Origin of the sequence: Rhodococcus sp. ACT016 (genome assembly GCF_050477185.1) — a bacterium.
Classification (GTDB): Bacteria; Actinomycetota; Actinomycetes; order Mycobacteriales; family Mycobacteriaceae; genus Prescottella.
Genome location: NZ_JBEAET010000001.1, coordinates 2117888 through 2144755, shown reverse-complemented (window position 1 = coordinate 2144755; position 26868 = coordinate 2117888). Strand labels below are relative to the sequence as shown.

Annotated in this window: 25 protein-coding genes; 12 read left to right on the top strand and 13 right to left on the bottom strand. The window is 69.0% G+C overall.

From position 1 onward, the window contains the following. Positions 1-90 precede the first annotated feature (90 nt). Positions 91-1524, top strand: a complete 1434-nt coding sequence (locus ACQ5DX_RS10025) for a bifunctional phosphatase PAP2/diacylglycerol kinase family protein (RefSeq protein WP_430332479.1) — start codon at positions 91-93, stop codon at positions 1522-1524. Here ACQ5DX_RS10025 and prcA read toward each other — a convergent pair. The 5 genes from prcA to ACQ5DX_RS10000 all read right to left on the bottom strand — a co-directional run bounded on the left by prcA (position 1521) and on the right by ACQ5DX_RS10000 (position 5464). Further along, positions 1521-2327 (bottom strand): proteasome subunit alpha, encoded by an 807-nt coding sequence (prcA, locus tag ACQ5DX_RS10020; protein WP_430332478.1) that lies wholly within the window; start codon positions 2325-2327, stop codon positions 1521-1523. The two genes, ACQ5DX_RS10025 and prcA, sit on opposite strands and share 4 nt — an antisense overlap. Continuing rightward, on the bottom strand, positions 2324-3160 hold the full coding sequence (gene prcB / locus ACQ5DX_RS10015) for a proteasome subunit beta (protein ID WP_430335612.1): 837 nt from the start codon (positions 3158-3160) through the stop codon (positions 2324-2326). Before prcB ends, prcA begins: the two co-directional genes overlap by 4 nt. Positions 3161-3201: 41 nt before the next feature. Continuing rightward, positions 3202-3396, bottom strand: a complete 195-nt coding sequence (locus ACQ5DX_RS10010; protein ID WP_430332477.1) for a ubiquitin-like protein Pup — start codon at positions 3394-3396, stop codon at positions 3202-3204. A gap of 125 nt (positions 3397-3521) precedes the next feature. Then, positions 3522-5021, bottom strand: coding sequence for a depupylase/deamidase Dop (gene dop / locus ACQ5DX_RS10005; protein ID WP_430332476.1), 1500 nt, complete (start codon positions 5019-5021; stop codon positions 3522-3524). A 59-nt stretch (positions 5022-5080) separates the two neighbouring features. Beyond that, a complete protein-coding gene (locus ACQ5DX_RS10000) occupies positions 5081-5464 on the bottom strand; it encodes a nitroreductase family deazaflavin-dependent oxidoreductase (RefSeq protein ID WP_430332475.1) in 384 nt (127 codons plus the stop codon). A gap of 131 nt (positions 5465-5595) precedes the next feature. On the opposite strand from ACQ5DX_RS10000, the gene ACQ5DX_RS09995 reads away from it, so the two are divergent. The 3 genes from ACQ5DX_RS09995 (at position 5596) to ACQ5DX_RS09985 (ending at position 7877) form a co-directional block, all read left to right on the top strand. Further along, positions 5596-6252 carry a HEAT repeat domain-containing protein gene (locus ACQ5DX_RS09995; RefSeq protein ID WP_430332474.1) on the top strand — a complete coding sequence of 219 codons (657 nt, stop codon included), beginning with the start codon at positions 5596-5598 and terminating at the stop codon, positions 6250-6252. 23 nt (positions 6253-6275) lie between these two features. Continuing rightward, positions 6276-7301, top strand: coding sequence for a MerR family transcriptional regulator (locus ACQ5DX_RS09990; RefSeq protein WP_430332473.1), 1026 nt, complete (start codon positions 6276-6278; stop codon positions 7299-7301). Between the two features lie 69 nt (positions 7302-7370). Then, positions 7371-7877 carry an NUDIX hydrolase gene (locus tag ACQ5DX_RS09985; protein WP_430332472.1) on the top strand — a complete coding sequence of 169 codons (507 nt, stop codon included), beginning with the start codon at positions 7371-7373 and terminating at the stop codon, positions 7875-7877. 47 nt (positions 7878-7924) lie between these two features. Here ACQ5DX_RS09985 and arc read toward each other — a convergent pair whose 3' ends face one another. After that, a complete protein-coding gene (arc, locus tag ACQ5DX_RS09980) occupies positions 7925-9688 on the bottom strand; it encodes a proteasome ATPase (protein WP_430332471.1) in 1764 nt (587 codons plus the stop codon). A 184-nt stretch (positions 9689-9872) separates the two neighbouring features. On the opposite strand from arc, the gene ACQ5DX_RS09975 reads away from it, so the two are divergent. Beyond that, positions 9873-10364 (top strand): nuclear transport factor 2 family protein, encoded by a 492-nt coding sequence (locus ACQ5DX_RS09975; protein ID WP_430332470.1) that lies wholly within the window; start codon positions 9873-9875, stop codon positions 10362-10364. A 20-nt stretch (positions 10365-10384) separates the two neighbouring features. On the opposite strand, the gene ACQ5DX_RS09970 is transcribed toward ACQ5DX_RS09975, so the two are convergent. Continuing rightward, positions 10385-11236, bottom strand: a complete 852-nt coding sequence (locus ACQ5DX_RS09970; RefSeq protein ID WP_430332469.1) for a tRNA (adenine-N1)-methyltransferase — start codon at positions 11234-11236, stop codon at positions 10385-10387. 154 nt (positions 11237-11390) lie between these two features. On the opposite strand from ACQ5DX_RS09970, the gene ACQ5DX_RS09965 reads away from it, so the two are divergent. Further along, entirely contained in the window at positions 11391-12209 is an 819-nt protein-coding gene (locus ACQ5DX_RS09965) for a RecB family exonuclease (protein WP_430335611.1), read from the top strand. After that, the gene (locus tag ACQ5DX_RS09960; RefSeq protein ID WP_430332468.1) at positions 12206-13015 is read left to right on the top strand and encodes a thioesterase family protein; all 810 of its coding nucleotides are present in this window, start codon (positions 12206-12208) and stop codon (positions 13013-13015) included. Before ACQ5DX_RS09965 ends, ACQ5DX_RS09960 begins: the two co-directional genes overlap by 4 nt. A 72-nt stretch (positions 13016-13087) precedes the next feature. On the opposite strand, the gene hisG is transcribed toward ACQ5DX_RS09960, so the two are convergent. The 6 genes from hisG to metH form a co-directional block, all read right to left on the bottom strand. After that, complete coding sequence (hisG, locus tag ACQ5DX_RS09955; RefSeq protein WP_430332467.1) at positions 13088-13939, bottom strand: ATP phosphoribosyltransferase; 852 nt, start codon at positions 13937-13939, stop codon at positions 13088-13090. An 87-nt stretch (positions 13940-14026) separates the two neighbouring features. Then, positions 14027-14308 (bottom strand): phosphoribosyl-ATP diphosphatase, encoded by a 282-nt coding sequence (locus ACQ5DX_RS09950; protein WP_172504527.1) that lies wholly within the window; start codon positions 14306-14308, stop codon positions 14027-14029. Between the two features lie 21 nt (positions 14309-14329). Continuing rightward, positions 14330-15217 (bottom strand): pseudouridine synthase, encoded by an 888-nt coding sequence (locus ACQ5DX_RS09945; RefSeq protein WP_430332466.1) that lies wholly within the window; start codon positions 15215-15217, stop codon positions 14330-14332. A gap of 19 nt (positions 15218-15236) precedes the next feature. Further along, on the bottom strand, positions 15237-16088 hold the full coding sequence (locus ACQ5DX_RS09940) for a rhodanese-related sulfurtransferase (RefSeq protein WP_430332465.1): 852 nt from the start codon (positions 16086-16088) through the stop codon (positions 15237-15239). Positions 16089-16090: 2 nt separating this feature from the next. Next, a complete protein-coding gene (locus ACQ5DX_RS09935; protein ID WP_430332464.1) occupies positions 16091-16789 on the bottom strand; it encodes an HAD family hydrolase in 699 nt (232 codons plus the stop codon). After that, positions 16782-20351 (bottom strand): methionine synthase, encoded by a 3570-nt coding sequence (metH, locus tag ACQ5DX_RS09930; protein WP_430332463.1) that lies wholly within the window; start codon positions 20349-20351, stop codon positions 16782-16784. Before metH ends, ACQ5DX_RS09935 begins: the two co-directional genes overlap by 8 nt. A 51-nt stretch (positions 20352-20402) precedes the next feature. Between metH and ACQ5DX_RS09925 the strand changes: the two genes are divergently transcribed. The 5 genes from ACQ5DX_RS09925 (at position 20403) to ACQ5DX_RS09905 (ending at position 26855) form a co-directional block, all read left to right on the top strand. Further along, positions 20403-21311 (top strand): PAC2 family protein, encoded by a 909-nt coding sequence (locus tag ACQ5DX_RS09925; RefSeq protein ID WP_430332462.1) that lies wholly within the window; start codon positions 20403-20405, stop codon positions 21309-21311. Then, positions 21308-22471: an MFS transporter gene (locus ACQ5DX_RS09920; RefSeq protein ID WP_430332461.1), complete on the top strand. Its 1164-nt coding sequence runs from the start codon at positions 21308-21310 to the stop codon at positions 22469-22471. The genes ACQ5DX_RS09925 and ACQ5DX_RS09920 overlap by 4 nt, the downstream gene beginning before the upstream one ends. A gap of 309 nt (positions 22472-22780) precedes the next feature. Then, positions 22781-23851, top strand: a complete 1071-nt coding sequence (locus ACQ5DX_RS09915; RefSeq protein ID WP_430332460.1) for a hypothetical protein — start codon at positions 22781-22783, stop codon at positions 23849-23851. A gap of 122 nt (positions 23852-23973) precedes the next feature. Continuing rightward, positions 23974-25422: a TIGR02677 family protein gene (locus tag ACQ5DX_RS09910; protein ID WP_430335610.1), complete on the top strand. Its 1449-nt coding sequence runs from the start codon at positions 23974-23976 to the stop codon at positions 25420-25422. Further along, the gene (locus tag ACQ5DX_RS09905; protein WP_430332459.1) at positions 25419-26855 is read left to right on the top strand and encodes a TIGR02678 family protein; all 1437 of its coding nucleotides are present in this window, start codon (positions 25419-25421) and stop codon (positions 26853-26855) included. The genes ACQ5DX_RS09910 and ACQ5DX_RS09905 overlap by 4 nt, the downstream gene beginning before the upstream one ends. The last annotated feature ends 13 nt before the right edge of the window (positions 26856-26868 follow it).

Here is a 26868-nt window from a genome sequence, read left to right as displayed (position 1 = left end):
TTGCCTTGCCGTTCAGGATCAGTCGCGCCGCCCTAGGGTGGGAACGTGGCCGAAGTGAGATGTTTCGTCGAACGTACCGACCGCGTTCTCATGAGCCTGAGTACCGCTCTGCCGCCGTCCTGGCTCGACGGTGGGCTGCGAGCGCTGAGCACCACGGCGAACCACAGCGTGCTGTGGATGGGGATCGCTGCCGGCGCGGGACTGGCCGGCGGACGGGCGCGTCGGGCAGCCACCCGCGGAATCCTCGCGGTGGCCGGTGCGAGCGCCCTGACCAACGCGGCACTCAAGCCGTTGCTGCCGCGCCGACGCCCGCCCGCGGGTACCGGCGAGTTCGCGACGCGGCGCGGGCTCCCCGCACCGAACTCGTCGTCGTTCCCTTCGGGGCATGCCGCCTCTGCCGCGGGGTTCGCGACCGGTGTGGCGCTCGAATTCCCGGTTGCCGGCGCCGTCCTCACCCCGCTGGCCGCCGCCGTGGCGTACTCGCGGGTTCACACCGGCGTGCACTGGCCGTCCGACGTCGTGGTGGGCATGGGCGTCGGGAGTGCCGTCGCGCTGGCCACGCGGCGATGGTGGGCCGTTCGCGACGAGGAGCCCGCGACACTCGGGCCCGACCGCCGCACACGAGCCCTACCCGACGGCGACGGCATGATCGTGTTCGTCAACCCGGGCTCGGGGACCGACGACGACGCCACCCGATCCGAACTCGAGGCGGCGCTTCCGAGGGCTGAGGTCGTGGAGTTCGATCCCGACCGCGATTTCGACACCCAACTCGACGAGGCGATCACGGCACGATCACCGAAAGCGCTCGGTGTGTGCGGCGGAGACGGAACCGTCGTCACCGTCGCATCCGCGGCCGACCGGCACGACCTGCCGCTCGCAGTGTTCCCGGGAGGAACGCTCAACCATTTCGCCCGCGACGCCGGCGTCGGTGACGTCGCGTCCACTGCCGAGGCGGTCGGCGAGGGCAGCGCCGAGCTGGTCGACCTCGGCCGGGTGCAGGTGGACGACGGTAAGGCGTCCACGTTCGTCAATACCGCCAGCCTCGGCGGCTACCCGGACTCGGTGCGCTTGCGCGAACGCTGGCAGCCCCGGCTCGGCAAGTGGCCGGCCGCGGCACTCGCCATGGCGCGCGTCCTCACCGGGGCCCAGCCGTTGGACGTGACCATCGACGGGACCCGTCACTCGATCTGGATGCTGTTCGTGGGAAACGGGCGGTACTCCCCAGCCGACCAGGTGCCGATGTCGCGCCCGCAGATTCATCGCGGCACGCTCGACGTGCGGTACATCAGGGCCGACCGACGCCTGTCCCGCACCCGGCTCGTGGCGACGGCGCTCACGGGAACGCTCGGTTCGTCGACGACCTACGTGCAGCGTGACGCCGCGACGCTGACCGTGGAGGTCGACGGGGACGGTGAGGCCGTCGCGTTGGCGACCGACGGCGAAGTGGTCGCCGACGGCCGCCGCTTCGAGTTCCGGAGCGAGCCGCGGAGTGTGGTCCTCTACCGCAAGCTCGCGGGCGGCTAGTCCGAGCTGCTCGGAGCCTCGGGTTCGTCGCCGGCGGAGGGCTTCGCTCCGCCCGCCTTCTCCTCGCCCTTGTCCGGGGCCGGGGCCGACGGCGCCGGCAGCATCGCCTCCAACGCGGCTCCCGTGATGCGGCGGAACGCCCGCCTCGGCCGTGACTGGTCGAGCACCGCGACTTCGAGACCCGCCACGCCGAACGTGCGTCGTTCGACGTCGCTGTTACCGGTCGGTGTCCCGTCCTGGAGGGCCTTGACCGCAACCGCGACGGCTTCGGCGAGTTCCATGGCGGGACGGTAGGACTCGCGCAATGCGGTCACGATGGGCTCAGTGGTTCCGCCCATCACCACGAACTGCTGCTCGTCGACGATCGACCCGTCGTACGTGATCCGGTACAGCTGCGCCTGCGGCCCCGATCCGTGCGGTCCGACCTCGGCGACGCAGATCTCCACTTCGTACGGTTTGGGCTGCTCGGTGAAGATCGTGCCGAGGGTCTGCGCATAGCCGTTGGCCAGCGAACGACCGGTCACGTCTCGTCTGTCGTACGAGTACCCGCGCATGTCGGCGTGGACGATCCCGGCCCGACGCAGGTTCTCGAACTCGTTGTATTTGCCGACCGCGGCGAAACCGAGCCGGTCGTACAGCTCGCTCACCTTGTGCAATGCGGTGGACGGGTTCTCCGCGACGAACAGCACACCGTCGGCGAAGGTGAGCACGATGACGCTGCGCCCGCGCGCAATTCCCTTGCGCGCCAGCTCCGAGCGATCGCGCATGATCTGCTCGGCGGAGGCGTAGTACGGAAGCGTCATCGCGGGGTGCGTCCTTCCTCGGTACGGCCGGCCACGACGGCTCGGGCCAGTTCGGCCGTGCGTTCCGCAGGCACGTACGCCGCGCCCGCGGAGGAGACCGTCACCGCGGTCGGGTAGATCGAGCGGACCATGTCGGGTCCACCGGTCGCCGAGTCGTCGTCGGCGGCGTCGTACAGCGCCTCGATCGCCATTCGCAGCGCCGAATCCTCGTCGCCGCCTTCGCGGTAGAGCTTCTTGAGCGACGACTTCGCGAACAACGAACCGGACCCGACCGCGTGGTATCCGGCGCGCTCCTCGTACCGGCCGCCCACGACGTCGTACGAGACGATGCGGCCGGCCCGCTCCGGATCCGCCGCATCCAGATCGAACCCGACCAGCAGGGGAACGACCGCCAGCCCCTGCATCGCCGCTCCCAGGTTGCCCCGCACCATCGACGACAGGCGGTTGGCCTTGCCGTCGAAGGTCAGCTGGACGCCCTCGATCTTCTCGTAGTGCTCGAGTTCGACCGCGAACAGGCGCACCAGCTCGATCGCGACCCCGGCGGTGCCGGCGATCCCGGCCGCCGAGTAGTCGTCCGTGACGAACACCTTCTCGACGTCACGGCTGGCGATGAGGTTTCCCATCGTGGCCCGACGATCACCGGCGATCACGACGCCGCCGGCGAACGTCAGGGCCACGATCGTGGTGCCGTGCGGCGCGATGTCCGCGGTGTCGCCGTCGGAACCCGTGCGGCTCATGTCCATTCGATTCCCGGGCAGCAGCTCCGGGGCATGGAGGCGCAGGTGCTCGGAGAACGACGAGATGCTCGACCCGTAGGTGAACCCGGTGTTCATTCCGAGGCCGTCGGACGACGACAACCCTGCACGATCCGCCCTCACTGGCCACCCTTCTGGACGTAGGCACGAACGAAGTCCTCGGCGTTCTCCTCGAGCACGTCGTCGATCTCGTCGAGCAGATCGTCGGTGTCTTCTGCCAACTTCTCGCGGCGCTCCTGCCCCGCCGCACCCTCGCCGATCTGGGCGTCGTCGTCGTCGCCACCACCGGCGCGCTTGGTCTGCTCCTGGGCCATAGCCACCGACCTCCTTCTCACCGGGACTCGTCGGCGCATGCTCGACGAGTCCTGCTCGGACCCTAACCCTACCGACGGACGGCGCCCGTCGGGCTGCAAGCAGCGACCGCGACTCGCCGGTGTGATCAGTTCGTAAGCTGATCCACCAGCTCAGCGGCGGTGTCCACGGAATCGAGCAGCTTGCCGACATGGGCGCGGCTGCCCCGCAGCGGTTCCAGCGTCGGAATCCGCACCAGCGATTCTCCGCCCAGGTCGAAGATCACCGAGTCCCAGCTGGCGGCCGCGATGTCGCCGCCGAACCGGCGCAGGCACTCACCACGGAAGAAGGCTCGCGTGTCGGTGGGCGGGTTGTTCACCGCATCGAGCACCTGCTGCTCGTTGACCAGGCGTTCCATCGATCCGCGCGCCACCAGGCGGTTGTAGAGGCCCTTCTCGAGCCGGACATCGGAGTACTGCAGATCGATCATGTGCAGGCGCGGCGCCGACCACGAGAGCCCTTCCCGGTTCCGGAAGCCCTCGAGCAGACGCAGTTTCGCGGGCCAGTCCAGCAGGTGCGCGCACTCCATCGGGTCGCGTTCGAGAAGATCGAGCACCATCGCCCACTTGTCGATGATGTCGGCCACGCGCGGATCGTCGTTGCCCTCGCGGTCGACGAACTTCGCCACTCGATCGAGGTAGATCCGCTGCAGCGCAAGACCGGTGAGCTCGCGGCCGTCGGCCAGCGCGACGGTCGCACGCAGCGTCGGATCGTGACTGATGTGGTGCACCGCGGTGACCGGGCGGGCGAGCTGCAGATCCGAGAGTTCGACACCGGCCTCGATGAGATCGAGCACGAGCGCGGTGGTGCCCACCTTCAGATACGTCGACATCTCGGCGAGATTCGCGTCGCCGATGATCACGTGCAGCCGCCGGTACTTGTCGGCGTCCGCGTGCGGTTCGTCGCGGGTGTTGATGATTCCCCGCTTGAGGGTCGTCTCCAGTCCGACCTCGACCTCGATGTAGTCGGCGCGCTGGGAGAGTTGGAATCCGGCCTCGTCGCCGGACTGTCCGATCCCGACCCGACCCGAGCCGCAGATGACCTGCCGGGAGGCGAAGAACGGCGACAAGCCGGTGATCACCGCAGAGAACGGCGTATCGCGGGACATCAGGTAGTTCTCGTGGGTGCCGTACGACGCACCCTTGCCGTCGACGTTGTTCTTGTACAACTGCAGCCGGGGAGCACCGGGGACGCTGGACGCGTGCCGGGCGGCGGCCTCCATGACCCGCTCGCCCGCCTTGTCCCAGATCACGGCATCGAGTGGATCGGTCACCTCGGGAGCCGAGTACTCGGGATGGGCGTGGTCGACGTACAGTCGCGCCCCGTTGGTGAGGATCATGTTCGCCGCGCCCACCTCGTCGGCGTCGATCACGGGCGCGGGTCCACCCATCCGGCCCAGGTCGAATCCGCGCGCGTCGCGCAGCGGAGACTCCACCTCGTAGTCCCACCGCGTGCGCCTCGCACGGGGAACGCCCGCGGCCGCCGCGTACGCGAGAACGGCTTGCGTCGAGGTCAGAATCGGGTTCGCCGAAGGTTCGTTGGGTGACGAGATTCCGTACTCGACCTCGATGCCGATGATCCGCTGCATGGCACGAGCCTAGATCGTTCCGGGCGTGCGCATCCGTGTGACCGCGGACTGCGCGGCATTCATGTACTCACCTGGCGGCACTGCAGATACGTGTCGGCACCCAGTCTGCGCAGCACGAAGGCCACCGGACCCGGCGCCCACCGCGCCGACCGGTCGGTCTCGAGTTTCGGGTCCACGAGGTGCACGTTCCGGCCTCGGACGGTGAGATCGAACTCCCCCGCGGCGAGCACGTTCCGCACCCAGTCGCTGTTCGCGCCGTACGTCGGGGCGAACCGGTAGCCGTTTCCCATCCGAAACACATTGACCGGCGTGGTGTAGGCGCGACCCGAACGGCGACCGCGGTGGTGGACCAGGCCGAACCCCGGCAGGTGGCCGGCGACGAGCACCACAACCCGATTGAGACCGACCCGGTTCGCCCGGGCGAGTGAACGTGGAAGGGGCACGATGCCACCACCTCTCGTTCGTGTCAGCGTATCTCGATCCGCTACGCGCGCTCGGTCGAACGCGCTCGTCGACGCGCTTGACCCTGACACAGTGTCAAGGGGTCGAATGATCGGCGAAGGAGGTCGTTTTCGTGAACACAACCAACCACGATGGGCCGAACGCCCATCTCGTCGACGCTCTGGCCGCAACCGATCCGTCGGGCCGACTCCGGGCCGCACTCTCCGCCGGCACGGATCGCGATCCCCGTCTAGCGGAGACACTCGTCGCCAGGTGCGCAGTCGAACCGGACTTCTTCGTCCGAGACATGCTGACCTGGGCGCTGTGCCGCCTGCCCGCCGAGATCACGGTGCCGCTGTTGGTCCGCGAGCTCGAGTTCGATCGCGTGCAGGCCCGCAGCCAGGCCCTGCACACTCTGTCGAAGATCGGTGATCGCAGTGCCTGGCCCGGAGTGTCGGCGCTGGTGCACGACGCGAACGACGACGTCGTGCGCAGCGCCTGGCGGGCGGCCGTGGCCCTGGTGCCGCCCGGCAGCGAGCGTGCGCTCGCAGCCGACTTGGCGTCGGAGCTGGGCCGGGGAGACCGGGACATGCAGCTCAGCCTGAGCCGCGCGTTGGCGGGGCTCGGGGAGGCAGCCCTCCCGGTTGTGGGCGCCGCCGCCGCGAGTTCCGATCCGCACGTTCGGGCCCACGCGGAGGCCACCGAACGGCTGTACCACGACCCCGACAGCGGATTCGTCCTCTCGCTCGAGATGGCGAAGCGTGTCGCGGTTGCCGGTTCCGACGAATGACAAGTGACGAGTGAGGAGACGGGATGTTGATCGGCGAGGTCTCACGGCGTTCGGGTGTGAGCACCCGGATGTTGCGCCACTACGACTCGCTGGGACTGGTGCAACCCACGGGCCGCACCTCGGGTGGCTACCGTGAGTACTCCGCCGACGACATCAGACGGCTGTTCCACGTCGAAAGTCTGAGGGCCCTCGGGCTCTCGTTGCGCGACGCCAAACGCGCTTTGGACGAGCCCGACTTCGCGCCGGCCAAACTGGTGGGTGATCTCATCCGGCACACGCGCCAACGGATCGCCGCCGAGGAGGAGCTGCTCGCGACGCTCCGACGTGTGGACGCCGCTGCCCCGGCGGAATGGGAGGACGTCCTGAGCACCGTCACTCTGTTGCGCGCGCTCGAATCGGAGTCCGCGGGGCACCGTCAACAGGCGATCCTGTCCCAGGACGGGAACGGGCCGCTACCCGTCGACGCACTGGTGGAGGCGGTCCTGGCCGAGAACGATCCCAATGTTGCCGGAGCGCTGCACTGGTCGTTGGCGAGGGCCGCCGGCCGGGGTCTCCCGGAGCTGGCCGTCGGCCTCGATTCGGCGACGGTCGAGGTCCGACGTCGCGCTACCGCGGCGATCGCGGCGATACCCACCGCGGAAGCAACGGAACTGCTGCAGCGGGTTCTCGATGATGCGGACGCCACGGTCCGCGAGCGCGCAGCCCTCGCCCTCGGCTCACGGGGAGGCGACGACGCTGTGCCCGTCCTCCTCGAGATGGTTGTCGCGGGGCGGCGCGACGTCGAGGCCGCCGAGGTGCTGGGGCTGCTGACGGCGGTCGCGTCCTCGGCCGACGGCGTCGTCGGGGTGATGCAACAGAAGCTCGACAACACGGATGACGCGCCGGCGCGGTTGCGAATCGTGCAGGCACTCGCGGAGATTCCCGGCGCGGCGTCGCGGGCTGCCCTCACCCGACTGACCCACGACGACGACCGGACCGTCGCGGCCACGGCGGCCGCGATCGTGAACGTTCAGCACCGCGGACGGAGCCGGCGCCGAACGCCGCGTTGACCGGCCCTGTCGGGCTTCCCAAACGTCCCGGGGCGTCGGCCTCGCTTTGGTCGGTGCGACGATGACTCCATGGACGAAGTCGTCTCGATCTACGACGCCCACGGCAATCCGGTCGGAGAGGCGCCCCGGACCCGGGTGTACGCCGAGGGGCTGTGGCACGCCAGCGCCGGCGTGCTGCTGCGTTCGCTCGACGGCACCCGCATCTATGTCCACCGGCGCGCACCGGACAAGGCCGTCTTCGCGAGCATGTACGACTGCCTGGCCGGCGGTGTCGTCGATCCGGGCGAGACGCCGGAGGTGACCGCGCGGCGCGAACTCGCGGAGGAACTCGGTGTCACGGGCGTGGACCTCACGCCGATCGCCCGCGTGTCCTGGGACGGGACGTGGGACGGCGCTCCGCTGCGCTGCCACCTGTACGCGTTCGAGGCGCACTACGACGGCCCGGTCCACCACCAGGCCAGTGAGATCACCGACGGATGGTGGTGGACCGAAGGCGAACTGCGACGGCACCTGCAGGACCCGGAGTGGCCGTTCGTGCCGGACACCCGGGCCCTGCTGGAGAACTACTTCGACTGACCGGTAGTCACCGGTAGTCAGAGGTGGTCAGAGGTGGTCAGAGGTGGTCAGAGGTACTGCCCCGTGTTGGATTCGGTGTCGATCGCGCGGCTGGCGCTCGCGTTCTTGCCGGTGACCAGCGTGCGGATGTAGACGATCCGCTCGCCCTTCTTGCCGGAAATCCGCGCCCAGTCGTCCGGGTTGGTCGTGTTCGGCAGATCCTCGTTCTCGGAGAACTCGTCGACGATCGAATCGAACACGTGCTGGACCCGCAGACCGGGCGAACCCGTGTCGAGCACGGACTTGATCGCGTACTTCTTGGACCGGTCCACGATGTTCTGGATCATCGCGCCCGAGTTGAAGTCCTTGAAGAACAGCACTTCCTTGTCGCCGTTCGCGTACGTGACCTCGAGGAAACGGTTGTCGTCGCTCTCCGCGTACATCCGGTCGACGACCCGCTCGATCATTGCCTTCACACACGCGGCCCGGTCGCCGTTGAACTCGGCCAGATCCTCGGCGTGCAGCGGCAGGGTCTCCGTGAGGTACTTCGAGAAGATGTCCTGCGCGGACTCGGCGTCCGGGCGTTCGATCTTGATCTTCACGTCGAGCCGGCCGGGACGCAGGATCGCGGGGTCGATCATGTCCTCGCGGTTCGACGCACCGATCACGATGACGTTCTCGAGCCCCTCGACGCCGTCGATCTCGCTCAGCAGCTGCGGGACGACGGTGGTCTCGACGTCGGACGACACACCCGAGCCGCGGGTGCGGAAGATCGAGTCCATCTCGTCGAAGAACACGATCACCGGTGTGCCCTCGGACGCCTTCTCGCGCGCCCGCTGGAAGATCATCCGGATGTGCCGCTCGGTCTCGCCGACGAACTTGTTCAGCAGCTCGGGGCCCTTGATGTTGAGGAAGTAGGACTTGGCCTCCTTGCTGTCCTCGCCGCGGGATTCCGCGATCTTCTTCGCGAGCGAGTTCGCGACCGCCTTCGCGATGAGGGTCTTGCCGCAGCCCGGCGGACCGTAGAGCAGGACACCCTTCGGGGGCCGCAGCGCGTACTCGTGGAACAGGTCCTTGTGCAGGAACGGCAGCTCGACCGCGTCGCGGATCTGCTCGATCTGCCGTCCGAGACCGCCGATGTCGTGGTAGCCGACGTCCGGGACCTCCTCGAGGACCAGATCCTCGACCTCGGCCTTGGGGATCCGCTCGAACGCGTATCCGGCCTTGGTGTCGACCAGCAGGGAATCGCCGGGCCGCAGCCTGCGCGACGGGGAATCCGGATCCTTGACGACGTCCTCGAACGCGAGCTCGGCGAGCGGGGCCGCGAGCCACACGACGCGTTCCTCGTCCGCGTGCCCGACGACCAGCGCACGGTTGCCGTCGTCGAGGACCTCACGCAGCGCACAGATCTCGCCGATGCGCTCGAAGCTGGTCGCCTCGACGATCGTCAGCGCCTCGTTGAGGCGAACGGTCTGCCCCATGGACAGCGATTCGGCGTCGACGTTCGGGGAGCACGTCAGGCGCATCTTGCGCCCGGACGTGAACACGTCGACCGTCTGGTCGTCGTGCACGCTCAGGAGAACGCCGTAGCCACTGGGAGGCTGCCCGAGCCGATCGACCTCCTCACGCAGGGCGATGAGCTGCTGCCGGGCTTCCTTCAGGGTGTCCATCAGTTTGCCGTTGCGGATCGTGAGTGAGTCGACTCGCGACTCGAGCTCACGCAGCTGTTCGGGCGATTCCGCGAGTTGCCTACGAAGTGCCGCCGCCTCGGCCCTCAGTGCGTCGAGTTCGCGTGCCGCCGCAACCGGGTCCGGATTCTCTGTCGGGTTCATCTGCAGCTCCTCCCAGTCCGATCTATCAACGCTACCGGCACAGGGGGCAAAGCGGGGTGCGACACGTGTTCGAACAGGTACCGGTGTCGCTATTCGGCCTCGAAGTCGGCATCTCCAGCCATGTTAGCCTTGCCTTTCCTCACGGCCGGTCATGTCCGATCGACCCAGAACGAAAGGCCTCACTGTGATCATCCGCAAGTCCCTCGTCGCCGCCGGTGTGCTGGTCGCCGCTCTCGGAATGACCGCCTGCAGCTCCGACGACTCGTCCGACAAGGCAGACACGACGACCTCGGTGGCGTCGTCGGCCACGACGAGTGCGACGACCTCGGCCGCTGCTGCCGCAGCAGCGCCCTCGGCGGAGGTCCTCGAGAAGCAGCTGACGATCTTCTTCGACCCGGCCACCCCGGTCGCCGAGAAGACGGCGGTCATCGAGAACGGTGCCGAGCGCACCGCCACGGTCGAGCAGTTCAACGGGGTCCTCGCCGGCTACCCCCTGACCGCGAAGGTCACCGAGGTCAAGAGCGAGAACGGCACCGTCACCGCCGTCACCGAGATCGCGGGCCCGCACGGCGGCGCGCCGGTCCCGGTCACTTTCACCCAGGTGAACGGTCAGTGGGTGATCTCCGACGCGTCGACCTGCGAGATCTTCGGCATGGGCCGCCTGAGCTGCTCCTGACGGATCGCCCCGCCGCGGCGTCAGCCCTTGCTCGGGCGGCGCTGCGGCTTGGGGGTCACCGTGCCCTCGGCGAGGCGGCGCGCGGTGACGAGGAAGGCCGTGTGGCCCTGCATCCGATGCTCGGGGCGTACCGCGAGTCCGACCACGTGCCAGCCACGCACCATCGACTCCCAGGACCGGGGTTCGGTCCAGCATTCCTGCTCACGCATCGCCTCCACGACCTTCGACAGCTGGGTCGTCGTGGCGACGTAGACCACCAGCACGCCACCCGGCACGAGGGCCTTGGACACCGCCGGGAGCACGTCCCACGGCGCGAGCATGTCGAGCACCACCCGATCGACCTTGCCGTCGACGTCGGCGTCGTACTCCGCCAGATCCGCGATCGTCAGGTCCCAGTTCTCGGGACGCTCGCCGAAGAACGTCTCGACGTTCCGCACCGCGTGTTCGGCGTGATCCTCGCGCACCTCGTACGACGTGACGCGCCCCGTCGGCCCGACCGCGCGCAGCAGCGAGCACGTCAGCGCGCCCGATCCGGCACCGGCCTCGAGCACCCGCGCTCCGGGGAAGATGTCGCCCTCGTGCACGATCTGCGCCGCATCCTTGGGGTAGATCACCTGGGCGCCTCGCGGCATCGACAACACGTAGTCGGTGAGCAGCGGGCGCAGCGCCAGGTACGGAGTTCCGTTGGTCGAGGTGACGACGCTGCCCTCGTCGGTGCCGATCAGCGCATCGTGCAGGATCCCGCCGCGATGGGTGTGGAACTCCTTGCCCGGCTCCAGCACCACGGTGTACTTGCGGCCCTTGGCATCGGTGAGTTGGACGCGGTCACCGACCTGAAACGGTCCGCTACGTCCCAGTCCGCCTGATGCCATCTCGAGCCCACTCCGTTCGTCCGTGGTGCCCGACACCGTGTCGGGCCCAGCGCATAGCCTGCCAGGTGTGAGCACGATCGTTCCGACACCCCCTGCCAACACCGACTCCCCGGCCGGTCGAACGCACGATCGGAAGCCGCCGCGTCGCCCCGCCCTGTCACCCTCACGGGCGAGTGATTTCAAGCAGTGCCCGCTGCTCTACCGGTTCCGGGCGCTGGACCGCATTCCCGAGACTCCGTCGAAGGCGCAGGTGAAGGGTTCGGTCGTGCACGCGGCGCTCGAGGCGTTGTTCGCCCTGCCGGCCGCCGAACGGGTACCCGACCGCGCCCGCGCCCTCGTGGAGCCGGCGTGGGACCGCCTGCTCGACGAGTCACCCGACCTCGTGAACCTCGTCACACCGGACGAGCGTGGGCGCTTCCTCACCGAGGCACGCCGACTCGTAGCCGGTTACTACAAGCTCGAAGACCCCACCCGATTCGAGCCCGAGGCCTGCGAGTTGCGCGTGGAGACCGAACTCGACGACGGTGTGCTGCTGCGCGGTTTCGTCGACCGGATCGATGTCTCCCCCACCGGGTTGGTCCGGGTGGTGGACTACAAGACCGGGCGGGCTCCGTGGGAGCAGGGCGAGACCAAGGCCCTGTTCCAGATGAAGTTCTACGCGCTGGTGCTGCTCCGCACGCGCGGCGTCGTCCCCGCTCAGTTGCAGTTGCTGTACCTCGGCGACGGCCAGGCGCTGACCTATCAGCCGGACGAACCAGAACTTCGCCGGTTCGAGCGGACGCTTTCGGCGATCTGGACGGCCATCCGAGAAGCCGGGGAATCGGGTGACTTCCGCCCCAACCCGAGCCGTCTGTGTGACTGGTGCGACCATAGAACCCGTTGCCCGGCCTTCGGAGGGACGCCGCCCCCGTATCCGGGTTGGCCGGACGTCGCCCCCACGGCCAGTTCGGATTTCGAGGAGACCGTCGAGTGAGCGATCTTGCCTACTACATTCCACTCGGAGCGACGTCGGACGGCGTCGAACGATTCGGGTCGACCCCACTGACCGCCAGCACGTGGGCCGACACGATGCAGCACGGCGCCCCGCCGTCGGCACTGTTGGTTCGCGCGCTCGAGCGCTGCGCACAGCGCCCCGACACCCGTCTCACGCGGGTCGTCGTCGAGATCCTGGGTCCAATTCCGATCAGCGACATCGAGGTCCGCTCGTGGGTCGAGCGACCCGGCAAGCGTGTCGAACTGGTGGTCTCCGAGTTGTGGGCCGCCGGGCCGGACGGCACGTCGCGCGCGGTCGCGCGCGGCACCGGTTGGCGGATGCAGACGGTCGACACGACAACCGTCGAGCACGCCGCCGATGCCCCCCTCGACCCGGTGTCGCAGGGCCACGAGATCGAGATGGGCGGCCCGTTCTGGGGCACCGGATTCGTCACGAGCCTCGACTGGCGTTGGCTCGCCGAGATCGGCGGCGAGGGCCCCGGCCAGCTGTGGGCCCGGCCCAATCCCGTTCTGGTCGAAGGCGAGTCGCTGACTCCGATCCAGCGTTTGTTCACCGTCGTCGACGTCTCCAACGGCGTCGGCGCCAAGATCCACCCCGGCGAGTGGACCTTCCTCAACACCGATCTCACGGTGCACCTGTTCCGAGTCCCGGACGGTGAGTGGATCGGCCTGTCGTCGGAGACCTCGTACGGGCCCGACGGTGTCGGCATGTGCGCTGGAGTGATCTACGACGAGACCGGCGCGGTGGGACGGATCAACCAGACTCTGCAGATCCGCGCCCGTTAGGGACGCGAAGCGCGAGGGCGGCGGCTCCCCACTGGGAGCCGCCGCCCTCGCGCTGTTCGAAGTTGCTGTGCGTCAGAAGGCGCGGCAGGAGCGGATGTCGGATGCCAGGATGGCCTTCGCACCGAGGTCGGCGAGCTCGTCCATCACGGAGTTGTGGCCCTTGCGCGGCACCATGGCCCGCACGGCGACCCAGTTCTCGTCGGCCAGCGGCGACAGCGTCGGCGACTCGAGGCCCGGCGTGACCTTGACGGCCTCGTCCAGGACCGACTTGGGGCAGTCGTAGTCGAGCATCAGGTACTGCTGGGCGAACACGACACCCTGGACGCGGGCGATCAACTGGTTACGGGCGCGGTCGGACTGGTCGGAGCCCTCGCGCTCGATCAGCACACCCTCGGAATCGCACAGCGACTCACCGAATGCGACGAGGTTGTGCTGGCGCAGGGTGCGGCCGGATCCGACGACGTCGGCGATCGCGTCGGCGACCCCGAGCTGGATCGAGATCTCGACCGCGCCGTCGAGGCGGATGACGGTGGCCTCGATGCCGCGTGCCGCGAGGTCCGAGCGCACCAGGTTCGGGTACGACGTCGCGATACGCAGACCGGCCAGATCCTCGATCTTCCATTCCTTGCCGGCCGGAGCGGCGTAGCGGAACGTCGACCCCCCGAATCCGAGCGCGAGCCGCTCGGCGACCGGGGCACCCGAGTCGAGCGAGAGATCGCGGCCCGTGATGCCCAGGTCCAGGTCGCCCGAGCCGACGTAGATGGCGATGTCCTTGGGGCGCAGGAAGAAGAACTCGACGGAGTTGGTGGGATCGAGGACGGTCAGATCGCGCGAGTCGGTGCGGCGGCGGTATCCGGCCTCGGCGAGAATCTGGCTGGCCGATTCCGAGAGCGATCCCTTGTTGGGTACTGCGACGCGCAGCATGGGGTGGTCCTTCCGGGACGATTGGCTGAGGTTGTTCGACAGAAGAGTGCGATCACCGGCAGCCGTCAGTGGTGACGACGGATGCCGTCACAGATGTCGGTAGACGTCCTCGAGCTTCAGTCCCTTGCCCACCATCAGGACCTGGACCCAGTAGAGCAGCTGAGAGATTTCCTCGGCGAGAGCCTCGTCGGTCTCGTGTTCGGCGGCGATCCAGACCTCGCCGGCCTCCTCGAGCACCTTCTTGCCCTGCGCATGGACACCTGCGTCCAGCGCGGCAACGGTGCCGGATCCCTCAGGGCGGGAAGCGGCGCGCTCGGTCAGCTCGGCGAACAGGGATTCGAAGGTCTTCACGGGTATCGATTGTCTCACGAGACACGAGACCGCCCGCACTCAGTACTCCAGGAGCCGTCGGCTCTCGAATCGCCTGGTCTCACCGGTGACTGGATCCGCGAACTCGAGGCTGCGGGCGAGCAGCCGCAGCGGGTCGGTGAAGTCGTCCGGGTCGCGGCGCCGGAACTGCGGGTAGAAGTTGTCGCCGACGATCGGCGCACCGAGCGAGTTCAGGTGCAGCCGCAGCTGATGCGTGCGTCCGGTCCGCGGGTACAGCCGGTAGCGGGCGAGGTCGCCGCGACGCTCGACCATCTCGATCCGCGTCTCCGAATTCGGTTCTCCCGGTTCCTCGTACGCGGTCAGCTCGCCGTGGACCTTGCGGATCCGGCTGCGCACGGTCCGCGGGAATTCGACGCCGTCACGGTACGGCGCGATCGCCTCGTACACCTTGCGTACCCGCTGCCGCTCGAACATCTCCTGGTACGGCCGCCGCAGCGCGGGATCGGCGGTGCACAGCAGCACGCCGGCGGTCATCCGGTCCAGCCGGTGCACCGGGACCAGCTCCGGCAGATCCAGCTCGCGGCGCAGCCGCACGACGACGGTCTCCCGGATGTGCGCTCCGCGCGGGATGGTCGACAGGAAGTGCGGCTTGTCCACCACGACAAGTCCGCCCGCGTGATGCAGGACGTCGACGTCGAACGGCACCGGCACCTCCGGGGCCGGCTCCCGATAGAAATACACGAATCGCGTCGGCTGGTAGCGGGTGTCGTGGTCGACGACGCGGCCGTGTTCGTCGACCAACTCCCGCATAGCGATCCGAGCAGCCCAATCCTCGCCCGGATGGTGAGTCGACAGGTACTCGACGATGGTGGGAACCGCGAGCCCGGCCGGCATCCGGAGACGGTCCGGGCCCAGTCCGTCCCGCACCGGGAGCGGGACGCGCGCCATCGTCAGTGTCCTCGACGAGTCACTCGTCGGGCACGCACGTCGCGCACACGAGCGTGAGCTCGCGTCCGTTGACGTCCGGATGGTTGCGGTACCGCGACGTCGGCGCCTGACACAGCGTGCACCGGCCGAGGGTCACCGCCTGGTCGGTGAAGTCGAGGTTCATGCGCTTGTCGAACACGTACAGCGAGCCGTCCCACAGGCCGTCGTCGCCGAAAGCCTCTCCGTAGCGGACGATTCCGCCGTCGAGTTGGTAGACCTCCTCGAACCCGCGGTTGCGCATCAGCGCCGACAGCACCTCGCAGCGCACCCCACCGGTGCAATACGTGACCACCGGCTTGGACTTGAGATGGTCGTAGCGGCCGCTGTCGAGTTCGGACACGAAATCGCGAGTGGTCGCGACGTCGGGCACCACCGCATCCCGGAACCGTCCGATCTCGGCCTCGAACTTGTTGCGCCCGTCGAAGAACACGACGTCGTCGCCGCGGCGCTCGACGAGTTCGTGAAGTTCGTTCGGCGACAGGTGGACACCGCCGCCGACGACGCCGTCGGTGTCCACCTTCAACTCGTCCGGCGCGCCGAACGTGACGATCTCGGGCCGCACCTTCACCGACAGCCGCGGGAAGTCGTCACCGGCACCGTCGGACCACTTGATGTCGGCGTCCTTGAACGGCGCGTACGACCGCGTGCCGCGCACGTACCGCTTGACGTCGGCGATGTCGCCGCCGACCGTCGCGTTGATGCCGTGCTCGGAGATCAGGATCCGGCCCGTGAGATTGTTCGACGCGGCCAGCGTGTGCTGCCACAACCGGATCGCCTCGGGGTCGGCCAGCGGCGTGAACCGGTAGAACAGAACGATCTTCGGGGTGGCCACGGTCAGGCCACCTCCTGCCGATGGAGCGCGAACAGGTCGGATGCGGTCAGGCCCTCGAGCGTCGTGCGGAACACCCGATTCGACGACGCCGGCACATCGGTGATGGACGGGATCACCAGGACGGTGCAACCCGCGGCGTCCGCCGCCGCCGCGCCGGTGGGCGAATCCTCCACTGCGAGACAGTCCGCCGGGTCGACCCCGAGCAACTGCGCGGCACGCAGGTACGGCGCCGGATCCGGCTTGCCGGCCGGCACCTCGTCACCGCACACCGAGTGGTCGAAGTGTTCGCGCCCGAGCGTGTCGAGGGCGAACTCGCACAACTCACGGTCGGTGTTGGTCACCAGCGCCGAACCCAGGCCCGCCGACCGCACCGTTCGCAACGCCTGCTGCGCGCCCGGACGCCACGGCAGCCCGGCGGCGAACAACTCCCCCATCCGGGCGTACAGCCAGCGCTTCGCCTCGGCGAGCGCGTCCGGATGTGGGTCCAGGTCGAGCGATGCGAACACCGTGGTGAGCGCGTTGTGGCTGGACGCCCCGATCGTGGCGAGCCGGGTCTCCTCCGACATCGGACCGCCCAGGTGCAGCGACAGCTCCCGAACACCCATGTCCCACAGGTTCTCCGACTCGAGCAGCGTGCCGTCCATGTCCCACAGGACCGCGCGCAAGGTACCCGACGAGGACATCCCCGTTCGATCAAACATTGAAGTACTTGGCCTCCGGGTGGTGCAGCACGAACGCGTCGGTCGACTGCTCGGGATGCAACTGGACCTCCTCGGACAGCTCGACGCCGATCCGATCCGGCTCGAGCAGCGCGACGAGCTTGCGCCGATCCTCGAGGTCGGGGCAGGCACCGTAGCCGAACGAGTAACGCGCGCCACGGTATTCGAGCTTGAAGAAGTCCTCGACGTTGGCCGGGTCCTCTTCGGCGACGTTGTGGCCGCCGGGCATGATCAGCTCCTCGCGGACCCGGCGATGCCAGTACTCGGCCAGCGCCTCGGTCAATTGGACGCCGATGCCGTGGACCTCGAGGTAGTCGCGGTAGGAGTTCGCGGCGAACAGTTCGTTCGCGAAGTCCGCGATGGGCTGCCCCATGGTCACCAGGTTCATCGGCAGCACGTCGACCTGACCGGTCACACGCGCATCCACCCGCGACCGCACGAAGTCGGCGATGCACAGGAACCGGTCGCGCTGCTGACGCGGGAACGTGAACCGGAACCGCTCGGCCGCATCCGGATCCGGTGACTCGAGAACGACAACGTCGTCGCCCTCCGACACCGCCGGGAAGTACCCGTACACGACGGCCGCGTGGTGCAGCACGCCCTCGGTGCTGAGACGGTCGAGCCAGTAGCGCAGACGCGGGCGTCCCTCGGTCTCGACCAGTTCCTCGTACGTCGGTCCGTCGCCGGCACGCTGGCCACGCAGACCCCACTGTCCGAGGAACAACGCCCGCTCGTCGAGCAGGCCCGAGTATTCCGCGAGCGCAATGCCCTTCACGATCCGGGTGCCCCAGAACGGCGGAGTGGGAATGTCGATGTCGGTCGCGACGTCGGACCGCTCCGGCACCTCGACCGGCGTCGCCTCGGCCTTGCGCTTCTCGGCGATCCGCTTGGAGCGCTCGTGCCGCGCCTTGCGCTCGGCCGCCTTCTCGGCGGCCGCAAGGGCTTCCGGGCTGTCCGGCGCCGGACCCTCGCCGCGCTTGACGGCCATGATCGTGTCCATCAGGTTCAAGCCTTCGAATGCGTCGCGCGCGTACGACACCTCGCCCTGGTAGACCTCGGACAGGTCGTTCTCGACGTACGAACGCGTGAGCGCGGCACCGCCGAGGAGAACGGGGAACTGCTCGGCGACACCCTTGGCATTGAGTTCCTCGAGGTTCTCCTTCATCACGACGGTCGACTTCACGAGCAGACCTGACATGCCGATGACGTCGGCCTTCTTGTCGAGCGCGACGTCGAGGATGGTCGCGATCGGCTGCTTGATGCCGATGTTGACGACCTCGTACCCGTTGTTGGACAGGATGATGTCGACCAGGTTCTTGCCGATGTCGTGGACGTCGCCCTTGACGGTGGCGAGCACGATGCGGCCCTTGCCCTCGTCACCGGTCGATTCCATGTGCGGTTCGAGGTGCGCGACCGCGGCCTTCATGACCTCCGCCGACTGCAGCACGAACGGAAGCTGCATCTGGCCGGAGCCGAACAGCTCACCGACGGTCTTCATACCGGACAACAGCGTGTCGTTGATGATCTCGAGCGGCGGGCGTTCGAGCATCGCGGCGTCGAGGTCCGCCTCGAGGCCGTTCCGCTCGCCGTCGACGATGCGGCGCGCGAGACGCTCGAACAGCGGCAGCGCCGCGAGCTCCTCGGCCCGTGATGCACGCGCCGACGCAGCGGAGACGCCCTCGAACAGCTCCATCAGCTTCTGCAGCGGGTCGTAGCCCTCGCGACGACGGTCGTAGACCAGGTCGAGCGCCGTCTCGCGCTGCTCGTCCGGAATCCGTGCCATCGGCAGGATCTTCGACGCGTGCACGATCGCGGTGTCGAGGCCGGCAGCGGTGCACTCGTGCAGGAACACCGAGTTCAACACCTGGCGGGCAGCCGGGTTGAGACCGAACGAGATGTTCGAGATGCCGAGCGTGAAGTGCACGTCCGGGTAGCGCCGCTTGATCTCCCGGATCGCCTCGATCGTCTCGATACCGTCGCGCCGCACCTCCTCCTGACCCGTCGAGATCGGGAAGGTCAGCGCATCGATGATGATGTCGGACTGCGACAGCCCCCACGTGGTGGTGATGTCCTGGATCAGCCTCTCGGCGATCCGCACCTTGTGCTCGGCGGTGCGGGCCTGGCCCTCCTCGTCGATGGTCAGCGCGACCACCGCGGCACCATGTTCCTTGACCAGCTTCATGATTCGCTGGTAGCGCGAGTTGGGGCCGTCGCCGTCCTCGTAGTTCACGGAGTTGACGGCGCTGCGGCCGCCGAGGTGCTCGAGGCCGGCCCGCAGGACGTCGGGTTCGGTGGAGTCGAGCATGATCGGCAACGTCGACGCGGTCGCGAATCGGCTTGCGAGCGCGGCCATGTCGGCGGCGCCGTCGCGACCGACGTAGTCGACGTTGAGGTCGAGCATGTGCGCGCCGTCGCGGGTCTGATCCTTCGCGATGTCGATGCACTTCTGGTAGTCCTCGGCGATCATCGCCTCGCGGAACGCCTTGGACCCGTTGGAGTTCGTGCGCTCACCGATCATCAGGATCGAGGCGTCCTGGTCGAACGGCACCGCCTGGTACAGCGACGACGTGCCGTCCTCCGGCTGCGGGGTGCGCTGCGCCTTCTCCACCTTGCGGACCGCCTCGGCAACCTGACGGATGTGTTCCGGGGTGGTGCCACAGCAGCCACCCACGAACGCGAGGCCGTACTCGCTGACGAAGCCCGAGAGAGCAATCGCGAGTTCCTCTGCCGAGAGCGGGTATTCGGCACCGTTCGGGCCGAGCTGCGGCAGACCGGCGTTCGGCATCACCGACACCGGCAGCGTCGAGTGCCGCGACAGGTGCCGCAGGTGCTCGCTCATCTCGTCCGGTCCGGTGGCGCAGTTGAGGCCGATCATGTCGATGCCGAGCGGTTCGAGGGCCGTGAGCGCGGCGCCGATCTCGCTGCCGAGCAGCATCGTGCCGGTGGTCTCGACGGTGACGTGCGTGATGATCGGCAGGCGGCGGCCCAGCTTCTCCATCGCGTTCTGGCTACCGATGATCGCTGCCTTCACCTGGAGCAGGTCCTGGCAGGTCTCGACGAGGATCGCGTCGGCGCCGCCCTCGATCATGCCGAGCGCCGATTCGGTGTAGGCGTCGCGGAGCACTGCGAACGGCGCGTGACCGAGCGTGGGCAGCTTGGTGCCCGGACCCATAGAGCCCAGGACGAAGCGGGACATCCCGTCCCGGCCCGGCCCCATCTCGTCCGCCACCTCACGCGCGATGCGGGTGCCGCGCTCGGAGAGATCGCGGATGCGGTGGGCGATGTCGTAGTCGGCGAGGTTCGGCAGATTGCAGCCGAACGTGTTGGTTTCGACCGCGTCGGCGCCGGCTTCGAAGTACGCGCGGTGGATGTCGCGCAGCACGTCGGGGCGCGTCTCGTTCAGAATCTCATTGCAGCCCTCGAGCCCGAGGAAATCGTCGAGAGTCAGATCCGCGGCCTGCAGCATCGTGCCCATGGCGCCGTCGCCGATCACAACGCGCTGCTTCAGCGCATCGAGCAGGGCAGAGTGGAATGGTGCAGACATGCCGTCCAGAGTAGTGGGCGGCTCGACGGCCGCTGGTCGTAGGCTGGGTACGTGAGTTCCCCCGAGTTCCCCGACACCTCTGCATCGGCCGATACCGATGCGGCCGTGCCGACTCTGCGCGACCCCGTCCTGATCGCAGCCTTCGAAGGCTGGAACGACGCGGGCGACGCCGCGAGTGGTGCCGTGGAGCACCTCGAGCTTACGTGGGACGCCGAACCGCTCGCCGAACTCGATTCCGAGGACTACTACGACTACCAGGTCAATCGGCCCATGATCCGGCAGGTCGACGGTGTAACCCGCGAGATCGTGTGGCCCACCACACAGTTGTCGGTGTGCTCGCCTCCCGGCAGTGAGCGCGACGTGCTGCTGCTGCGCGGCATCGAGCCGAACATGCGGTGGCGCAGCTACTGCAAGGAACTGCTCGAGTTCGTCGAGGAGCTCGGCGTCCACACGGTCGTGATCCTCGGCGCCCTGCTCGCCGACACCCCGCACAGCCGCCCCGTCCCGGTCACCGGAACGGCGTACAGCGCCGAGGCGGCCGAACGCTTCAATCTCGAGCACTCCCGCTACGAGGGCCCGACGGGCATCGCGGGCGTCCTGCAGGACGCGTGCGTCAAGGCCGGGGTGCCGGCGATCTCGTTCTGGGCCGCGGTTCCGCACTATGTCTCGCAGCCGCCCAATCCCAAGGCCACCGTGGCGCTGCTGCAGCGGGTCGAGGACGTCCTGGACGTCGAGGTGCCGCTCGGTGACCTGCCCAACCAGGCCGAGGACTGGGAGGAGTCGGTGTCGGAGATGACCCGCGACGACGAGGAGATCGCGGAGTACGTGCGCACCCTCGAGGAGCGCGGCGACGCCGAGGCCGACATCTCGGACGCGATCTCCAAGATCGACGGCGATGCGCTCGCCGCCGAGTTCGAGCGGTACCTGCGCCGCCGCGGGCCCGGACGATTCGGAGCGTGAGCGGCGCAGACTCGCCGCGCCTTCGCACCCGCGTCCAACTCGCCGCGCTGTACGCGGGCGGGTTCCTGGGGCCGTTCGGCGGCGGCGTCGTCACGTCGATGCTGCCCGAGATCGGCGACGGACTCGGCGTCGACGCCTCCGCGGCCGCGACCTCGCTGACGGCCTACCTGCTGCCGTTCGCGCTGGTCATGCTCGTGTCCGGAACGCTCGGTACGCGTTGGGGGCGGATGCGGACGGTGCGGACGGCGTACGGCGTGTACCTCGCCACCTCCGTCGCGTGCTTCGCGGCTCCCACGCTCGAGTTGTTCCTCGGCGCCCGGGTGCTGCAGGGCAGCGCGAACGCCTTCACCACTCCCCTGCTCCTCGCGGCGCTCGCCGCGATGACGCCGCCGCAGAAACTGGGCCGCGCGCTCGGCGCCTTCGGCGCGCTGCAGGCAGCCGGACAGACGAGCGCGCCGCTCATCGGCGGTCTCGCTGCCGAGGTGAACTGGCGCCTGGCGTTCCTCGCGATCGCGCTCGTCGCCGGCCTGCTCGGCGCGATCGGACTGCCCGACGCCGCCCGTGACGCCCCGGCCGAGAGCGGCGCCCGCCTGCGCGACGCGCTGCGTCCCGAGGTGCTCCGCGTCGGCCTGGTCGCACTGCTCGGCTGGGGCGCGCTCGGCGGACTCGGATTCCTCCTGGCGTTCCGGGCCGAGGACGTGTTCGGGATGGACCCGGCCGCCCGCGGCCTGCTGCTGACCGGGTTCGGCGTCGCCGGGATCCTCACCGCACGCCCCGTCGGCACTCTGATCGACCGGATCGGTGCGCGGCGCACGGTCATGGTCGGCGCCCTCGCGGGCGCGGTCCTGGTGACGATCGTCGGCACAGTCGGCAGCGCCGCCGTCGCCGCCCTCGGCTGGTTCGTCGCGGGTGTGGCCTCGCAGTTCGTGCTCGTCGGGGTCAACGCCGCGGTCCTCGGCGCCGAGGGCGGAAACCGTGGTGGCGCCGTGTCGGTGGTGCAGTCGCTCCGATTCTCGGGGGCCGCGCTGGCGCCGCTCGCGTTGACCCCGCTGTACGCCGTCCACCCGGGCCTGAGCTTCCTGCTCCCCGCGCTGCTGCTGGCCGTATTGCCGCCGCTCCTCATGCCCCGACCAGGTCGCGCGCCGGCTCCCGACTCCTGACCCCGGTTCAGGCGCCTCCTGCTCGGAGCGCTCGGCGGTGACCCCGTGCTGCACCTCGTCCGATCAGGGAATTCGACAACTCGTCGACTCCGTTCTGTACCGATGAAATCGGCGCGGACGAACGGGTGCACTCCGCGACACCGACCGGAGGGCGGCCCGCGTCCGGGCTTTCTGTGGTGACCCGACGCCGGAACCGATTCGGGATTTCCATAAGTTCCGTCCCACACCGACTTCCGACCGCGACACGCCCGCGGTCGATTCGGCTTATCTTCCGTTTCCGTTGCGCACAGAGTGACTACTGTTGCGGATGTGACCATTGCAGACGTTGCGCCGAATCCGCGGCCCGAACGGAGCATCGACATCTACCGACGCTCCGTGGCGTGGCTCGAAACCCATCTCCCCCACGGCTGGTCGGTGTCCGCGGACCGCCCCCGCTCCCCCGCGGCACCGAATCGTCTGCTGATCACGGCGCCCGACGGCGACACGGTCTCCTACTCGATCGTCACCTCCAAGGGCGTTCTCAGCGGCGACGTCGCGCGCATCGCCGCCGAAGTGTCCGACGGCGATCGGGCATTCGTGTGTGCGCACTACCTGTCCGACCCGGTGCGCCGGCAACTCGACGGGCACGAGATCTCGTACGCGGACGCGACGGGCAACGTGAACCTGGTCGCCCCACGCCCTGCGATCTGGGTGCGCAATCGGGGCGCCGACGCCGACCCCTGGCGGGGCCCCGGCCGACCCTCCGGCGTCCTCACCGGCGAACCGTCCGAACGTGTGGTCCGCGCGCTCGCAGATCATGCCGGCGAGATGTCGGTCCCGGAACTCATCCGACTCTCCGGCGCCTCGACGGGCGCGGCGTACCGGGTGGTGGAGGTGCTCTTCGAGCGTGAACTGCTCACCCGCCTGCCACGCGGGCCGATCAGCGACGTCCGCTGGCCGCACATGCTGCGCGCCTGGGCGGCCGATCGTAAACCCTGTCCGACACGCGGTTTCGCCGCACCGGCAGGTCTCGACGACCTCCGATCCCGTCTCGCCGCGACCAACGGTGATCTCGGCTACGCCGTCACCGGGATCGGCGCCACCGACTACGCCACGCCCAGTGTGCTCGAGGTGTACGCCGACGACGTCGACGCGTTCGCCGCCGCCCTGGATCTGCGGCCCGTCGACGGCGCGGCCGACGTGGTGGTGGCGACGCCGTGGTCGGCGGTGGTGTTCGATCGCATGCAGTACCGCGACGGACTGCGCTGTGTCGCACCCGCGCACGCCTACGCGGACCTCGTCGCCGGCCCGTTCCGGCACCCCGATGCCGCCGAGTACCTGCTGACGACACTCACCGCCGACGAATCCTCGTGGCGTCGTGCGCTGCGGCGCACGCGGTGACCGACCGGCTTGTTCGCTCGAGGACCCGCCGACGCCCTAGGCTGTGACGAGTGAGCGATTCAGGTGACACGCGGACGGCCGAGTCCTCGACGGACGTCGATTTCGCCGCGCGTGAGGACCGGCTGCGACTGTTCTCCTTCACGACGGCGGAGAAACGCGCCGAGTACCTGTGGGTGTTGCGCGCGTTCGACAATGCCCGCGCGAACTACGTCGTCCTGCTGCACGCCGGTGAGGTCGCGGACATCCTGGCCCGCACCGCCGGCGACGATCCGCACGGCGTGCTCACCACGGCCGAGATCACCCCGCTCCTCGAACAGTTGCACACGTGGGGCGTCCTGGAGCGCAGCTACGACGGCAGCCGCGCGGCCACGCTGGCCGAGTACCGCAACCGGCACTTCGTGTACCAGTTCAGTCAGGCGGGGTACCTGGCGTTCCGGGCCGTCGAGGACCTGCTCGGTGCCCGGCTCGAGGACGCGACGCTGTCCCGGCTCGCCCTGCCGGACCTGCTCGCCGACCTCGAGGAACTCGCCGAGGCCAATCGCCGCGGCGACGACGATCTGATCTATCGCAAGCTCGCGCGCCTGGATTCCACGCTGACCGACATGGCCGCGCGGGCCGCGCAGTTCTACCTGATGCTCGGGGATCTGGTGCGCACCACGGAGATCACCCCCGAGGCCTTCCTCGCGCACAAGGACGCGCTGCTGAGCCACATGCGGGAGTTCAGCTCGGACCTTGCCCGTTACGCGCCCAAGCTCGCGGCGGCGATCGAGCTCGTCGAGTCCACCGGCATCGATTCACTGATCGCACGCGCGGCCGCCAGCGACGAGCGCCTGTTCATGTCCCGGGAGGAACGCGAATCCGATTGGCGCGCACGCTGGTCGGGGCTGGCCCAGTGGTTCGTCGCAGCCGCCGGGCCGAGCGAATCCGAGCGGTTGCGGGAAGGCACGATGAGCGCGATCGCGGCCGTGCTGTCGCTGCTGCGCCGCGTCACCGAGACCCGCCGGGGCGGCGTGAGCCGGGAAAGCCAGCTCAGGCACCTGGCCGGCTGGTTCGCCGCGACCCCCACCGAGGAGTCGGCCCACGCGTTGTTCCAGCTCGTGTTCGACCTCGGTCGCCCGCGACACCTGTCGATGGTCCACCCGGACGCCGACATCATCCCCGACTCGCGGTCGTGGTGGGATGCCACGCCGGTCGAGATCTCCCGCACGCTCGCCGAGACCGGGCGCGCGGCGTCACCGGGCATGCCGTCGCGGGTCCAGCGCAACGAGGGCAGCATCCGGCGGTTGCGGGAGGAGCAGTTGGCGGGGCAGCGCGCCCGCGCGGTCGCGGCGTCGTCGCTCGCCGCCAAGGGCGCCTACGACCGCGTGCTCGACGCGGAGGAGACCGATGTCCTGCTCAGCCTGCTCAACGCCGCGCTCACCGCGCGGGTGCCGGTCAGCGGCACGGTTCCCAGCTCGACCGGGTCGGAGAACGGTGTCCGGTTGACGCTGAGCCCACACACCGAATCCACGGTGGTGCAGACCGCCCGCGGTCGGCTCCACCTCGACGGACTGCAGGTGAGCGTGAAGTGAGGAACCGCACCGTCTCCCCGCTGGACCTCGACTCGTACCAGCGGGCCGCCCGCGTCATCCTGTCGAATCACCTTGTGACGCAGACCTACCCGGACCGCCTCGCGCTGCCGCTGCTGCGCCGGTGGGCCACCGAACTGCGCGACGACCTGCTCGAACTGTTCGGGTACCGCCTCGAGGTGACCGAGACGACGGCCCGCCTGTTCACCGTGTCGGACCGCCTCTCCCCCGGCACCCCGGCCCGGACCGCGAACGACCGCACCTTCGACCGCCACCGCTACGCGTACCTCGCGCTCGCGCTCGCGGCGCTCGGCCGGGCCGGCAACCAGATCACGTTGTCCGAGCTGGCCGATCACGTCGCCGCCGAGGCCGCCCAGGTGCCCGGGGTGGCGTTGTCGACGGACCGGGCCGCGGACCGCGACGCGTTCGTCGACGCCGTCGGCTGGCTCGCCGCCCGTGGTGCGATCGTCCTCGCCGACGGTGACGCCGGTGGATGGGCGTCGAATCCCGATGCGGGCGAGGCGCTCTACGACATCGACCGGTCGGTGGTCGTCGCGCTGTTCCGGCCGCCGCGGGCCCTGCAGCATCTGACGTCGGCGCGGTCGCTGCTCGCCGGTCAGATGGAGCCGCTGGACGAGGACGCGATCGGGTACCGCCCCGCCGATCCGCGCGAGATCGCCCGCCGGATGCGCCGCGCACTGGTCGAACGCCCCGTCGTCTACGCCGACGAGTTCACCGACGACGAACGTCTCCAACTGGCGCTCCCCCGCACGGCCGCCGACGTCGAGGACCTCACCGGGCTGGTGGCCGAGCGCCGAGCCGAGGGCATCGCGATGATCGACCCGTCGGGCCGGATGTCCGACGTCCGGTTCCCCAGCACGGGCACCGTCGCGCAGGTCGCGCTGCTGCTGGCCGGCGAGATGGCCGACCGGGTACTCGATCTCGACGCACCCGAACTCCCCCGGCACCCGCTGCCCGCGTCCGATCAGCGCGACCTGATCACCCACCTGGACGCCGCGATTCCCCGCGCCGGGATCTTCGAGCAGCTCGCCGAGGACAGCGAGGACGTGGCCGCCGACCTGTTCACGCCGGTGGACGACCGTCCCGAACCGGCCCGCTACGCGCTGCTCGACGACGCGTGGCTGACCGCGGCGGTGGAGGAACTCGTCCACCAGTTCGGACGCACCTTCGCCGCGCAGTGGCAGGCCGATCACGCCGGGCTGCAGCGCAGCGCCGTGGCGCTGCTCGATCGTCTGGACCTGGTCCGCCGCGTCGACGACGGCGTCCTGGTGCTGCCGGCAATCGCCCGCTTCCGCGGCGTCGTCGTCAACATCCGCGACCGCACGGCCCAGTCCGACCTCTTCCACGAACCCGTTCCCGGCGAACCTTCGAACACCGACGAGCACCCCCGTAGCGACGTAACAGTAGAGAAGTAGAGGCATCTTTCGC